Origin of the sequence: Bradyrhizobium sp. F1.13.3, assembly GCF_040548265.1 — a bacterium.
Lineage (GTDB): Bacteria > Pseudomonadota > Alphaproteobacteria > Rhizobiales > Xanthobacteraceae > Bradyrhizobium.
This window is the reverse complement of record NZ_JBEPRI010000014.1, coordinates 251,021-264,787: the sequence shown is the minus strand read 5'-3', so window position 1 is coordinate 264,787 and position 13,767 is coordinate 251,021. Positions and strand designations below refer to the sequence as shown.

Here is a 13,767-nt window from a genome sequence, read left to right as displayed (position 1 = left end):
TGCGCACGACAATCTGCGCGGCAATCATTACTTCGCCGCGACACTGACTCGCCATCCAGATTGCCGCGCCTTCCCATCCAGATCGACGCGCTACACTATGGTATTGCGATGCCTTCCAGGCTGGTCGATTTGAGTGGGCCGAGACCGCCTTCATGGTCTCGCCTTTGCTGGGCAGAAACACGACGATGCGGCCTTTCATGGCCGATCCGGGTATTGAGGCTGCAAAGGCGCTCTGGAACGGAATGTCTGAATTTCAGTTGGCTTGGCCAATCGAGGAAATAGATCCCGAGTCGCTCATAGATCGCTGGGCCAATTGGCTCGCCGATGCCGCAGAAGGGCGGTTGCACGCTCCCTCCACCATGCCTGAGAAGCCGACACCTCGGAATTGGCGTCAGAAATAAGCTGGGCCGCACTTGTGGGTGGAGGGTGGAGGCAGCGAGAACCCGCGTTCAGGTCAAAGAAAAGCCCCGCTATGAGCGAGGCCTCTTTTGCATTCTGCCCTACGTTGGGTTCAGGCGCAGTAGTCATCTTGGATTTGGTCAAAGACGGCCGCGGCGGAGTGCTGATCCTACCCCCATAGGGGGAGGCGAGATCATAACCTTCACCAGGCATTCCTGAAGCAGCAAGCTTCTCTAGGGCTCTCAGGGCAGCAACGATAGTCTTAGATCATCGAGGGGCGGTCCGATACCGTGGATGCAGGTAATCACGTCGCAGTCGAGGGGTTCTCTCGATATGCTGGAGCCGGCGGCTTAGCTCGGCCTCCACATACTTGCGCGTGGCTGTTGTCAGATCGCCGCCATCCGCTTTGGCCATTCAGATGCCCCATTCCCCTGGACACGCTGTAGCTGAATCGGCACTTATCCGCAACGCCTCACAACAAGTCGTGCGCCCAATGTTGCCCCCGGCCGGTCGTCCCTCTTGGCGAGGTGCCGGAAGCGCCTTCCCAGATTGCTGGTTCAGTCGCCGTCCATCTGAAGCGTAGTGCTCTCGCCGGTTGAGGTGTCGGTAGCCTCGATCTCGACCGTTCGGCCAAATCGCCGGATGCTGTCTACGTCATATTCCTTGTAGCCATGATCGCTGTCATACACCTCAATCGTTCGTTCAGATCGAACAAGTTGGCCTCGCTTAATCTCGACGCTCGAGCCGGTTACTGCATTGGTGCCGTCCCATGCGAATGCTTCAGTGAGATTGGTGGACGCGGTCAGGACCGCGAGCAAGAAGCTTAGGCGTATCACGAGGGCAATTCTCCTGCTTACCGGTGCTTACCCAGTGGGCGGCGCACGGATCGAAGAATTCAATAAGTAATTGATTTAACTGGCACACCCGGGAGGATGAAACTGGGCACTCCTATGTCATTGTTTGTGCGATATAATTTTACCGTCGATGGCTGCTAAGCGGCTTTCATTGCCGCTCGCTTTCAAGAGAATGGGACATGCCCGATCGCATCGCTTCGCGCGGCGGATCATGTCGGACTTGCGGCCTAGAGGCGGCTCCAGGCGGATCGCTTGCGTCCAGCGCCGGACCGGCAGAGCCGCGCGCACTGGAGTTGCGCGACGCTTCGCTTGAAATGGGTTAGATTTGTTGGATGAGCTTGACAGACTTAGTAGTGGATTGGGGCGGCTTCGAGCGGTTGGTCGCTTCGCTCCATGAGACCGGAGAAGTGCGTGTTGAACGAGACGTCGTCGTGACGGGACGTTCGGGTGCCCCGCGTCAAATCGACGTTTTACTCCGACACAAGCAAGGCCTTTATGAGCATTTGGTCATTGCTGAATGTAAATTCTGGAACTCCAAAGTTGAGCGGCAGCAGGTTGATTCGCTTGCAACTGCCGTGCACGATCTCGGGGCGTCTCGCGGCGTGATATTCTCAACCAGAGGATTTCAATCGGGTGCAATTACCCAAGCTCAGCACGAGAATATAGACCTGTTCGTCGTTCGCGACCTGACCAGCGAGGAATGGGGGCTTCCCGGCCGTGTCGTCGATGTCTTTCTCCACGTGACACAGATGTCCATCGGCAACGTCAGATCCGACGATGTTACAGCCGTCGGCTACCCTGCCGATGCAACACCCCTTGCGATGAATTTGGAGTTTGGCCTTGAAGGTCCGATAAGCTCAACGCCCACAATTGCGCGCGACGGCGTTTCGATTGGCAAGCCGCTTGAGGAATATATTTTTGACGCAGCGCGACAGAGCTTCTCAACAGCCTTTGAGAAGAGCTTCATCATAAATGGAGGAGCGACATGTACGCGATATTTTCGACGCCCGGTTAACTTGCTGCCGGACCGTCCATTTGTAATACCGAAAGCCTTGGCGCGCATCTTCGTCCCAAAGCTTTCTTTCGACCTCGGAATAAAGATCGATCAGAGTCGGATTACGGTCGACCGCGCGGAACAATATCTTTTTGCTCTTGCCGTCGAGAATTGCGTCAACGGAACAGTGTCATCTGCAGCCCGGCCCCGTGATGCGAAATATACTGTTCTGGCCAAGCTCCGTGCTGAGGACGGCAAACCCAGCGGGCAAGAGCCAGTTAAGAACGGGTCAGTCATAACGGTGGCTGTGAACGGGTTCTTTCCCTTTGAGGAAACCGCAGGCCTGCAGCCGGTTGACTTTAACGCTATACCTCGAAAGCAGCTTCCTACCGGCGAATAGACTGCCTCTTCAGGAAGTCGCGCGGCGACTTGCGAATGGTCCGGTAGCTTTGAAATCTAGTCGAAGCGAAAGCCGAACAAACCGCCTGTCTCGGTCTCATCTGACAGTCTGGTTGGAAGGACAAAATCCTCGCGCTTCACTGTTTCGGGGAGCGGCAGACGGTCAAGTATGTCGGAGTTCATAGTTACAATATTGTCCGCGCTGAGCCGCTACTCCTCCTAGCACTAAGGCGCGCACGGCGGAGCGCATTCGCGTCAACGCTTCCCCGGCAACTGACGGCCGGCGTCAGTTAGCGCGACCATGGCAATGTTTGAACTTCTTACCTGATCCACAGGAACAGTGTTCGTTTCGTCCGATCTTGCGCTTAGATTCCCGCGCCGGTGTCTGCCGAATCCGATCTGGCTTTGCAAAGTGATCCGCCAGTCTTTCAAGTAAGCCCGGAGGCGGCACCCATTTTGGCGGCGGTCCGAACGCCCGAAGACTTGCGATCAGCTCCCGTTGGTTCTCAAGTTCTCCCTGCGCTAGAGGGGGAAGGCCGCTCCTATAGGGCTCAAGACGCTCCATCTCGGCTTCAGCATCGGAATATCGTTCGCAATAAGCGAGAACGACGGCATATTGGGAGCGGACCGAGATCAGATAATCGGCGAGCTTCCACTGGCGAAGCTGAGGCAGAACGATGGTCTCCATCATGTTCAGCGCACCATCGAAGTCACGCTTGCGTACGAACTGATCCACGAGGTCCTGCCCCACACGGAACAGAGAGTCTGGGGCACGTGCTAGATCGTAAAATTTTAAGGCGTGGGTACGAGCGAGCGGAGAAAACTGATCCTGAGCGTCAAGCGCCTTGGCGAGTACGTCAAGGGAATCCGCGAGATGCTTGATATCGTCGACGTTCGCCCCTTTCTTTAGCATCCGCGCCAACTGGGGCGCATTGTTTCCCATCACCTTGTCTGGCGTTAGGCCAATCAGCTCATAATAGTCCCGGATTAGAGGCTGAACGCGCTTCTCTGCAGCTTCCGCGTCTCCCAATGCGAGCTCTGCGCATGCGACGTTATACCAAAATACACGTTGATGACCGGGAGGGAGAGTTTTCACGACCGGCGTAAGGTCCGTCACCAGACGCATAGCGCCGCGCCGATCGCCTACGCCGGCAAGGAAGTTCATTCGTTTCATGCCGACGCGCAGTTGTTCCTCGGCCCCCAGATTGTGGGCTATGATCAGAGCGTCCATTTGGTCGAGCCACAGACCGGCGCGTTCAGAACCAGATTTTAGGGCAGCAAACGCCAGTCCATCTAGCGCCTTTATTCGTTGATCAGGGGGAACAGCCTCATCCTGTGCGCCGTGTTCGAGGTAAGCTTCAACCTCGGGCCATACACCCATTTCGTGGAAGAGCTCGTCGGTAGCCATTTCGACCAGAACATCGAGGCGACCGACCTCCCCACTCAGCCGGAGGAAGAGCGATAGCTTCGTCGGGTGCCAGTTCTCTACAAGGCTCTTCTGTACGACAGCTCGCAGTGCTTCCCGTCGCGCTTTTACGCTCTCAGTGCCGTGGAGGAGTAGCCGTCCCATGCCTACTGCGCGTGCTGCATCGTGAAGCTTGATTCGGTCGTCGGCAAAAACCTGCAGCAGCCCCTGACTGACCAAGTGGCGAAGGGCCCTGTCGAAGACGGCCTGATCAGACCCGTTCGCTGCCGCAACATACGACTGTACCTCCGTGCGACTCAGTGGTGCATCGCAAAGGCTTAGCAGTTCGGCAACGTCAGCTACTGCCTTTGGCAACCGGTCGAAAACCCGCCCGAGGATGAGGTCTTGTGCGATTTCCCTGGTATGCGCCGATCGTGCAAGATCGGCGCACAGCTGCTTCAGCGAACCATCGTAGTCGGATTCTGCAACGGAGATGGCATTTAGAACGAAAAGCGGAAGGCCGCCAGTGAGTTCGATCAATCGCTGGCAATCGGCAGCACCACTCTGGCATCCTTGATCATGGGCTGCCGCCGCTACTGTGTCTGGTCCCCATCCCAGCAGGGCCTCACGGGTTACGCCAAGAATCGCCTCCAGCGTGGAGACTTCGCCTTCGGGGCGTCCCAAAAGCACAAAGCGCATATCTCTCCCAGACTGGATCACCCCCATCAAATCATCGGCAGGTAACTGGTGAACATTGTCGAGGGCAACAGTGACAATCTCTCCGCGCTCAGCCAGACGGCGGGATAGAAGCTGAAGGATCTCTCGCCCAGACGCGCCAGGCAAAAGAATCTCGCGAAGACCGCCCCCCGTCTGAAACAGCCGACCAGCAACCTCTCGGGCAACGGCGTTGGCGAGGGCGGCACCGGGTGTATCCGCGACGTCCAGGTAAATCATAGCGCCAGAAGCATGTTGCGCAGACTGTGCCAGCCACGAGGTCTTGCCGGCACCTGAATAGCCGACGATCAGCCTGACCCTTTCTCCGGTTAACAGGTCGGGTTCGTGCTCCTGCACGCGGTAGGGAGACGGCGGCAGTGGCAGATCCTGCAACTGCATTACGAGCTGCTCAAAAAGGTTGGGGAGCTCTCCAGCCTGGAAGGTGTGGTCCAGATTCTCGTCTTCCCCGGTGGCTGCAAGAGATACAAGGCCAGCCAGCTTCCAAACGAGAGTTTGTGGCGCGAGTGTTGAGAACGGGAGGTCCCCCGCCAGTTTGCAGGCCGCCTCGGCCGTTTCGATAAGCGACGATTGTGGGGCCGGCAGAATTCGCTGTTCTGGATCGGCCGACGGCCAATCGATCCGCACATCGTCTGGCCAATCCGCCGCGGCAAGCCTAGCGGCGAGAGGACCGTTGGGAGCTGCGTTGCTGACGATGAGGAATGCCGGTTCTCCGTGGCGCTGACCGCTCTTATGAACGGCGCGCAATTCTCCGAAGCGTGCGAGAGCTTCCTCAATGTCGTTCCAGGCGAGCGATTCTTTCCGGTGCTTCACCTGGACGTAGATGCGCCGCCCTTCAAACTGCACCTCGACGTCTTCGTCGCCCTCGACCTCCACGCTCTTCATCGACAACGTGACCGCCGACAGGAGGCACTGTACGGTGTACAAATGCTGGAAAAGGTAGCCGCGATGCACGGCTTCAATCCGAACAAGCTGTGCCGGATCTAGGACATTGACTCCGCGCTGCTCCGCTTGGGTCAAGAACAAATCCTCCGTCCACCAAGACGGTGTGCCACTCGGATTAGATTCCCGATCACTTTTGAGACCCCGATAGAAAAGGCATCAATACGTCGCCCATGCCACGCCGAATCTCGATGCAGTCATCGCAGAGACGCAAGGATGGCACTCCGGGCATGGTCTCCGCCCCGTTGACCAAACGGTATGGGTAGGCCGGGTGATCCCCGCATGAGGAGCAGACATCGGTACTATCCTCGGAGGAGACGGCATGACGGGATAACGCCGCAAGTCTTGGTTCGACGCGGTCGATTACCGACCACCAGTATGGAGTATGAGGCTCGATCTCCTCCATGTGCTGTTTCAGCAGATCAGGGTGATGCCTTTGCAGCCAATCATAAGCCGCCTCCCTGCGGTTCTGATCGTTACTTATCAGCGTTTTATACAATGCAATCACAAGGCGGAACGACTCGCGCGAATGCTGTTGCTGAAGCACCCGAAGCTGCACGAGATTGATCGCAAAACGTATGCCGCCGCTGTAGGCCGCTTTGACGGTATCTATGCAATAGTCGCGTACGGCCTCGGGCGACGCGGAAAGTAGATCCATCAGGCCAGTGGAGTAACGCCATGGATGCCCCTCGACCTCTATCTTCCAAATGTCTAGATAGCCACTGCTCTCAAGTGCGGCAGCAATCACCTGATCAGCTTCTGGGCGCTTTACGAGCAAGCCATACATATCATTGAAATTCTCTACCTCCGGATCAACAGAACGCGCGGCATCCAGTACAGCGTTCTGTGCATCATGCATGGCCTGGATCGGATTCGGTTGGTCGGATCTCCATGCAAGCTCTTCGGCAGATACCGGCTCGAACTCTACCGGCAGCTCTTTCAACAGCGGGGTGAGCCGCAGGTCTTCGGGTGAGCAGTAATCCGCGTCCGAAACAAGCTCTATGCCGGCCATCTTGTATACGCGCGCAACCAGACGCGAGCAGAATTGTCTTCTTGATCTTGGCCTGCGGATTGCAGCGACTGATCGTGCCGCTTCGATTTTGGAATAGCGTGCACCGATTTCAGATCGAGCATAGTCGACAATCTGCTCAAGCACCTTGCGATCAGGTGGAATCTTCAGACGGAAGTGAAACGCCTTTTCATCGTCTTCAAATAGCTCACGCTGCAGATTACGTGCCTGCACCCCGCTCGAAGTCGAGTCGATAAAGGAACCGTGCTGCACGCAGATCATCGCATGAGATACTGCACCATCGGTCGTGAAACGAATGGCCTTACTGATCTTTCCAGGGCGTGCTGTAAAGAGAATGTCTCCTGGTTTTACGCTGTCGATCTTGATGCGTTTCATCCCCACTCCAATTGCGGACCGTACCCTTCAAGGGGCGTGCCGCCGCTGGAAAGAGAGGTTTTTCCTGTCTCCGAACGAGATGCGCTGTCAGTCACTTGCGGTTCTGCTTTGGCCGAATGAGTCCGCGTAAAATTGCTCGATTTTCGTAACTTCATCTTGAGTGAGTTCGGCGAACTCGTTCTCTCGGGCCCGCTTCGACAGCCGCCCATCATTCTGTCGCAGAAAGCCGAACAGGTTGTTGAGCGTTCGTTCCGGCATATCGATCATGTTCTCGATGCCCGCACGGAACGTGTCGAAGTTACGAAGGAAATTGGTTTCGTTCGGAAGATCCTGCTCTATCGTCTGGCGTACGCATTCATACAAAAACTCAGCATGAGGCGTCGCATCGAAGAAACGGTAGAAGTCGGCCGTATCGTTGAGGACCGTTACGTTGCCCTTTTGCGTAGCTTCCCATTGGACACATGGAAGCAATCTGCTGGAGTAGCTTTCCAGCACGCCCTTGTACTCGGTGATCCTGTCAAGGATTGCCGAAGAGACGGGGAAATGCAGTCCCGCAGGATTAAAACCTCGACGCGCTAGAACGTGATGCATCAGGTAACGATGGATGCGTCCGTTGCCGTCCTCGAACGGATGGATGTAGACGAACCCGAATGCCAGTACCGCTGCAGCGATGATGGGATCAAGATCGTTCTCGGCGCTATGGTCGAACGCAATCAAACCCGCCATGAGCGAAGCAATGTCTTCATGCCGGGCGTCAATGTGGTCTGGGATAGGCCGCTGCGTGTCCCGGTCGTGTTCACCAACAAAGCCGCCTTCCTGGCGGAAACCCATCTTCACAAAGCGCTCATCGCCGATGACGATGTTCTGCAAGCGCAGAAATTCCTGCTCGTCGAGCGGCGCACGTCCGGCCTCGCCAATGGCGCGACCCCATCGCTGAATGCGATCCTGTGGCGGTCTTTCTCCCTCGATCACGTAGCTGGACTTCGAATCCTTCAACAGAAGGAACGCAGCCGTCCGCGCAAGCAGGTCCTTCGGAACTGCATTGACGACCGCGCGCGCGCGCTCCTTCCAGTCCTGCGCAATAAACTCATTCAGCGCAGGAGACCTAAACACGAGCGGACAGAATTCCGGCGTTCCGGGAAGGTTGTTGCGAACACGATGCCGAGCCGAATTCTCTCCCGTCCCTGCGAACTGAAGATCGGTATCGACCGCATCCACGTATGAGACCTTGTCGGCGGGCGGCAGCTTCAGCTCACGGCCAAGCAGCCACTCGTACAGGAACCAGATGCGGCGGGTGTAGAGGCCGGTCGGCTTCTGCTTTACGAGTTCTGCGATCTCCCCTTCCTTCACGGCGAGAAAAAGCCGCTTCAGAACGGCAAGGTCCAATCCCTCGTTCTTGAGAGCAAAAGTCAGGTGTCCCTCAAGAGAGTCCTCCGGGGCGTGGCGGGGTGTATAGATGCGCCAGCCACCCTGCTCGATAATCCGGTGCTTGGTACCAATCGCCGAAAGGGTCCGGGGGACAGGAACGGGCAGCTTGTAAGCGTCGATCAGGGCAGCGTAACCCGCCGGGGCGGCCGTCTCCGGCAACCTGCGGTCATGAAAAACACTCACTGGTCCTGAAAATTGTACGCTCAATATAAATCTCCTGAAAAACGCTCTCCGACCCCGATTTTCCTTCTCGCAAACCCCTTCCGGTCGAATTTCTATTGTACCTCATGAAAAACGATTTCTCAAAGTCGATTTCGTGAAAAACATTCTTTTCATTGGAATCCGATCAGTACGCCCCCGCCAACCGTATCGATCCCGGCCGATGACGGGAAATAGCGCAGTCGGGCGGAAGCTTGAGAACTTCAGGTCGCAGGCTCAAATATTGCTGCCCAACCACTCCCTAAAACCTCAGGTCTACAACCTGAGGACGATAGTTATGAAAATACAACAACGACTCGTCCTTTAATATCCGATTGTAGTCTACTTCCACGGCTTATGAGTCGGCCTGTTTGGACGACCGTTTCATAAAACCACAAGCATGCGGGATGAAATGTCAGACGGAGCGGCCGACTATCAACATAAGGACTAGTTTTCCGATACGACGGGGCGTCGATGACGACAACAGCCGCTCCACGCACCGTTCTCGAAACTATTCTCGACTGGTCTGTAGATCGGCCAATGTGGCAACGCGACGCTTTGCGCCGCATCATCGCGGTAGGAACACCAAACGATGCGGCTATCGCCGAACTTCTTGCGCTGTGCAAAAAAGAGCATGGTGCAACGGGCTTCGATCCAGAACCTGTAGCATTGGAAGCCGCACATCTACCGGCCAGTCCCGCAAACGGCGCGTCTGTTACCATCACCAGCCTGTCCGACATTGTCGGCGTGAATCAACTTGCGCCTGGACAAACTCTACCATTTGAAACAGCCGGCCTAACGATAGTTTACGGTCCTAATGGCGCAGGCAAATCCGGTTACGGACGCGTACTAAAACGTGCCTGCCGTGCGCGAAAAGCAGGCGAAATCATGCCTGATGCGTATCAACCGGCCCCGACGGGAAAAGCCACTGCCAGCTTTAGCATTCTCAAGGACGGCGTCGCAGCCTATCCCGTTGCTTGGTCGGATACTGCAGGCCCGCATAACGTGCTGTCTGCGATCAGCGTGTTTGACCGAGACTGTGGCTCGGTCCATGTGCAGGAAAAGAACGAAGTTGCCTTTCGGCCATTTGGTCTGGATATTCCGGACGATCTCGCCGGTGTCTGCCAGAAACTGAAACAGCTTCTCGTCGCCGAGGAAGCCCAGCTTAGCGCAGCGCGCCACCCGGTGTTCGCGACGCCAACTTGGAACCCGACAACCGATGTCGGTAAAATTCTGTCGACGCTCGCGTACAATACGGACCTGGCTACGCTCGAAACCTTGGGCGAAATGACGGCGCAAGAGGGCTTGCGACTGGCAAGACTGCGCGAGGATTTGCAAAAGAATCCAGTGGAAGCTGCCGCCGCCCAAAGACTTGTCGCCGACGACGTACGTAGACTCATTCTTGCCCTCGGCGGATACGCCGTCACATACTCTGATGAAGCACTGCTTAAACTTAAGTCGCTGGCCGACATTGCACGTGAGACACGAGCGGCGGCGACTGCAGCAGCAGATAAAGCGTTCGTAGGACTTTCCGTTTCCGGTGTCGGCGGCACCACATGGCGGGCGCTTTGGGAGGCCGCGCGCCGTTATGCGGAGCATACCGCTTATCCGAGAAAAGCTTTCCCGCATAGCGAACACGAAGTCTGCGTGCTTTGCCATCAACCGCTGACAGCCGAAGCCAAAGGCCGCCTTCAAGATTTTCATCAAGGCTGACGCGGAAGCTCAAGCCACCGCTGCTGAAGCTGCATTCACTTCGGCGTTAAGTTCGTTAAAAAAGTCGAAACTCGACATTCGCGTCATTGGGTCGATGCGCCGCCGTCTCGCCGCTCAAACGCCAGATGTCGCGCGGGCTGTATTGCGCTTTCTCGCTAGCGCCGATTTGCGCCGACGCCAGTGCCTCGCGAGGCTCTCGACGGAAATGCAATTGACTCTCGCTTCGTTCGCCAGCTCCCCGAAAGAGCAATTGCAAGCTATCGAAACGGCTGCCCAGGACTATGCGTCTCAACTCGATGACGCGGCCCAGGAAGTAGGCCGAGCCAAATTGATCAAAGAGCGCGATGGGCTCGCTGACCGAGACGCCGTGTCGGCACTTATGGACAATGTCCGCAAGGAGGTCGCACGGCTTGGCACACTCCGTATTGTAAGACGGTGTGCAGACGACATGACGACAAACGCCATCACGAAGCTAGGGAATGACATCGCGGACAACGTGATTACGCCGAAGATGCGCGATCAGTTCCAATCCGAAATCGTCAGCCTTGCGGCAGAAAAAGTGCGCGTAGAGATAGTCCGGTCAGGCGGCCAATACGGCTCACCTAACTATCAAGTGCGCCTGTTTGCAAACCCGAAAGCCAAAGTCCATAGTGTTCTCAGCGAGGGCGAACAAACCTGTGTAGCTCTCGCAGCGTTCCTGGCAGAGCTTGCCACGGCATCTCATAAGTCGACTCTAGTATTCGATGACCCGGTCACATCCCTCGATCATCGTTGGCGAGACAAGGTGGCCGAACGGCTAGTGAAAGAATGCAAACAGCGACAAATTATCGTGTTTACTCACGACATGGTGTTCGTAAACGACTTGCACGATAAAGCCGCGAGGCACGGCGCTCGGGCAAAGCTCGTCAGCCTCTCACGCGGGCCATCAGGCACGGGCATAGTGACGGACGGTCTCCCATGGCAACATGCTTCGCTGAAGGATCGTATCGATAAACTGGAGAAGGACGGGCGCGCTGCGCGGGCGCTCTACGACGCTAATGACGAAGAGCAATACCGGAATTTATAATCGCTTGCGTGCCTCCTGGGAGCGCGGGCTCGAAGATATTCTCTTCGCCGGAGTGATCTTACGCCATCGGGATTATATCGACGCCAAAGAGCCTTAAACGGGTAACCGCAGTCGAAGCCGCCGACGTCGACGTCTACCGAAACAATTTCAAAAAATGCAGCGATCTTGTCGAGGCCCATGATCCCTCACGCGGCAGGGATGCAGCGGTTCCACCTCCCTATGAGATCATGGCGGACATAAAGACGCTTGCTGATTGGGCCGCCGCCCTGCGCCCGAAACAGAACGCAATCGCTTAGGACGGTAGTCCGGGTCTGCGTGCGCTGCAACGGCTCGGGACAGATGCAGATCGACGCACTGCGTCCCTGAAGGGTTCAAACGGCGGCATCTGCACATGATCCGTGCCCATGCTGTAATACGCCATATTGCCGCCGCTGCGGATATCGGCTGCAGTCGCCGCAAAGAACGCATCCGCACGGGCAATGCGCTCCAAAGTTTCAAGGCGCGGCTGCGCGGGGGCGTGGAATTGCGCCGGCAGGCCTTCGACCTGCTCGACGTTAAAGACCGTGTAGCCCTTCATAAACGGAATATCGCGCGCCGTTTCCTCGCCGGTCGCCTCGTCCGTTTCGCTGCGGGTGATGCTGGACGCATAAACGACCAGGCTGCCTTTCTCGCCTTTGCGGACATGCCCGCCAAGCTCAAGCGCCTGCCTGAACGTCATCCAGATCGGCGCAGCAAATCCCTTTTCCACCGCCTCCGCCCACAGCATCAGAACATTGATGCCCTGGTACGGAATGAGGTTGCTGCGAAGCGGCTTTGTGATCCTGCCTGCCGCATGCTCCGCGTTCCAGGGTTTGAGCCACGGCCTGACGCCGCGCTCCAGTTCCGCAACGATGCTGTCCGTCACGCGCTGATAAACGTCACTCCTCATCACTTCCCTCCTCAATAAAAAATACGGGTGCGCCTGCACCCGGTTGGCCATCGCCGAGAGCGGGAGGGTTTGGGTCGGTGTGCGTTCGCGGCTGGCCGGGGTGCGGACGGGGCGTCCTTCGCAGCTCTTGCGTAGAAGGATGCGCCGGACGCGGCCCTGCCGGTCCGGTAGAAGGCGCGCCAAGGGAGGGAGGGCAGCGCCCGCCCTGACCCCTTATGAGAAAGAGGATGTCAGCCGCAGGCTGCCGTCAAAATCCTGCGCGAGGGATCGTCACCCGCATGGGCCGACTGCTTTTTCCGCGGGTTCGGTGAGCGCAGCGAATAGAGCGCGGTGCGGCGTTCGCCGCACGCGCCCGCCTGATCCCTTGGCGGACGCGGCCAGGCCCTTTGTCTTCGACCTGTGGTTGCGGTTGGATAGCCTGGATAGGCTTGAACCAGGCAGATGCTGCAGGGATCTGAAACATGTCCAATGGCCAGTTGGAGCCGGATCTGAAGTGGGCCCTTGATCTCGCGTATTCTGAGATGAACTATCGCCGCAAGAAGCAATGGGACATCTTTGCCTGGTGGTGACGATCCTCGTGTCGGTCATGGGCGGGGTTATCGTCCTGTCTTCGAAGGGCGAGTTCAAACCCGGCATGGGATCGCGCGCCGCGATGGCCGGAGCTCTAGGTGCCCTCACGGGCTACGCTTACTTCTGGATAGATCAGAACATCACCGCGGAAACGCAGGCGTATAAGGCAATAGTAAAATTGGTTGGTAACGACAAACGGAAAGTGATGCCATCGAACAGCCGAGTGAATTCCGTTTCGGCTACGTTGCAGTCGTCCTACTGATCGGTATCGCAGCCGTAGGTGCGGTCAGTTTTGTCAACTTGTGCCCGGGATTGGGTAGTTTAAGAAGGCACTGAGAGTTTATCCGCAGGTCGCCGGTCTTGGGCGAAAGCGCCATCCCAAAAAGGAAGAGGCTGCCAGCTCAGGCGAACTCAATTCAGCTTACGGAGCAGCTTTTTGATGATTTCCCGCAGGCCGGCCGCGTACTCTTCGATCAGCAAGCGCATCTCCTCCAGGCGCGAAGGCCTGATTGGCTGATCATCTTTACGCGGACGTAGTTCCTCGGGCGGCTTCATGGCGCGAAGCTCGGTCCGGAGCCAAAGGGGGCTGTTGATTTGAATCAATACAAAACCATTCGCCTGCGCGGGCGGATGGAAGGGGAGCAGCGGGCCGCTTCGCGTGCACGGCTCGGTCAACCTCACTTCTCAAAATGAGACCGGCTCAAGGATGCCGCATCGAACGTATTATCCTCCTT

At 57.0% G+C, this 13,767-nt stretch carries 11 protein-coding genes; 4 read left to right on the top strand and 7 right to left on the bottom strand.

Features of this window, described 5'->3' with window-relative positions:
- Both ABIB66_RS32005 and ABIB66_RS32000 read right to left on the bottom strand, forming a co-directional pair.
- Window positions 1-199 (bottom strand): hypothetical protein (locus ABIB66_RS32005; protein WP_354256972.1); only part of this gene is annotated, 199 nt, incomplete at its 3' end.
- Between the two features lie 757 nt (window positions 200-956).
- Complete coding sequence (locus tag ABIB66_RS32000) at window positions 957-1,235, bottom strand: DUF5334 family protein (RefSeq protein WP_275169671.1); 279 nt, start codon at window positions 1,233-1,235, stop codon at window positions 957-959.
- Between the two features lie 350 nt (window positions 1,236-1,585).
- Here ABIB66_RS32000 and ABIB66_RS31995 point away from each other — a divergent pair, with 350 nt between their 5' ends.
- A complete protein-coding gene (locus ABIB66_RS31995) occupies window positions 1,586-2,647 on the top strand; it encodes a restriction endonuclease (protein ID WP_354256968.1) in 1,062 nt (353 codons plus the stop codon).
- Between the two features lie 285 nt (window positions 2,648-2,932).
- Here the strand turns inward: ABIB66_RS31995 and ABIB66_RS31990 are convergent, their stop codons facing one another.
- The 3 genes from ABIB66_RS31990 to ABIB66_RS31980 form a co-directional block, all read right to left on the bottom strand.
- On the bottom strand, window positions 2,933-5,803 hold the full coding sequence (locus tag ABIB66_RS31990) for a YecA family protein (protein ID WP_354256965.1): 2,871 nt from the start codon (window positions 5,801-5,803) through the stop codon (window positions 2,933-2,935).
- 52 nt (window positions 5,804-5,855) lie between these two features.
- Window positions 5,856-7,130 carry a YiiX/YebB-like N1pC/P60 family cysteine hydrolase gene (locus ABIB66_RS31985; protein WP_275169668.1) on the bottom strand — a complete coding sequence of 425 codons (1,275 nt, stop codon included), beginning with the start codon at window positions 7,128-7,130 and terminating at the stop codon, window positions 5,856-5,858.
- An 87-nt stretch (window positions 7,131-7,217) separates the two neighbouring features.
- Window positions 7,218-8,765 carry a Fic family protein gene (locus ABIB66_RS31980; RefSeq protein ID WP_354212027.1) on the bottom strand — a complete coding sequence of 516 codons (1,548 nt, stop codon included), beginning with the start codon at window positions 8,763-8,765 and terminating at the stop codon, window positions 7,218-7,220.
- A gap of 465 nt (window positions 8,766-9,230) precedes the next feature.
- Here ABIB66_RS31980 and ABIB66_RS31975 point away from each other — a divergent pair, with 465 nt between their 5' ends.
- Both ABIB66_RS31975 and ABIB66_RS31970 read left to right on the top strand, forming a co-directional pair.
- Complete coding sequence (locus tag ABIB66_RS31975) at window positions 9,231-10,469, top strand: AAA family ATPase (protein WP_275169666.1); 1,239 nt, start codon at window positions 9,231-9,233, stop codon at window positions 10,467-10,469.
- Window positions 10,470-10,680: 211 nt separating this feature from the next.
- The gene (locus ABIB66_RS31970; protein ID WP_354256960.1) at window positions 10,681-11,535 is read left to right on the top strand and encodes an AAA family ATPase; all 855 of its coding nucleotides are present in this window, start codon (window positions 10,681-10,683) and stop codon (window positions 11,533-11,535) included.
- A 292-nt stretch (window positions 11,536-11,827) separates the two neighbouring features.
- Here ABIB66_RS31970 and ABIB66_RS31965 read toward each other — a convergent pair whose 3' ends face one another.
- Entirely contained in the window at window positions 11,828-12,463 is a 636-nt protein-coding gene (locus ABIB66_RS31965) for an ArdC family protein (protein WP_502917454.1), read from the bottom strand.
- A gap of 562 nt (window positions 12,464-13,025) precedes the next feature.
- Between ABIB66_RS31965 and ABIB66_RS31960 the strand changes: the two genes are divergently transcribed.
- A complete protein-coding gene (locus ABIB66_RS31960) occupies window positions 13,026-13,295 on the top strand; it encodes a hypothetical protein (RefSeq protein ID WP_275169664.1) in 270 nt (89 codons plus the stop codon).
- A 149-nt stretch (window positions 13,296-13,444) separates the two neighbouring features.
- On the opposite strand, the gene ABIB66_RS31955 is transcribed toward ABIB66_RS31960, so the two are convergent.
- Window positions 13,445-13,708 carry a hypothetical protein gene (locus ABIB66_RS31955; protein ID WP_275169663.1) on the bottom strand — a complete coding sequence of 88 codons (264 nt, stop codon included), beginning with the start codon at window positions 13,706-13,708 and terminating at the stop codon, window positions 13,445-13,447.
- Window positions 13,709-13,767: the final 59 nt, after the last annotated feature.

What these genes read in the sequence shown, in the direction of transcription:
- ABIB66_RS31985 (WP_275169668.1), bottom strand. Translation starts at nt 7,130, where the DNA reads ATGAAACGCATCAAGATCGACAGCGTAAAACCAGGAGACATTCTCTTT.
- ABIB66_RS31975 (WP_275169666.1), top strand. Translation starts at nt 9,231, where the DNA reads ATGACGACAACAGCCGCTCCACGCACCGTTCTCGAAACTATTCTCGAC.
- ABIB66_RS31965 (WP_502917454.1), bottom strand. Translation starts at nt 12,463, where the DNA reads ATGAGGAGTGACGTTTATCAGCGCGTGACGGACAGCATCGTTGCGGAA.
- ABIB66_RS31995 (WP_354256968.1), top strand. Translation starts at nt 1,586, where the DNA reads ATGAGCTTGACAGACTTAGTAGTGGATTGGGGCGGCTTCGAGCGGTTG.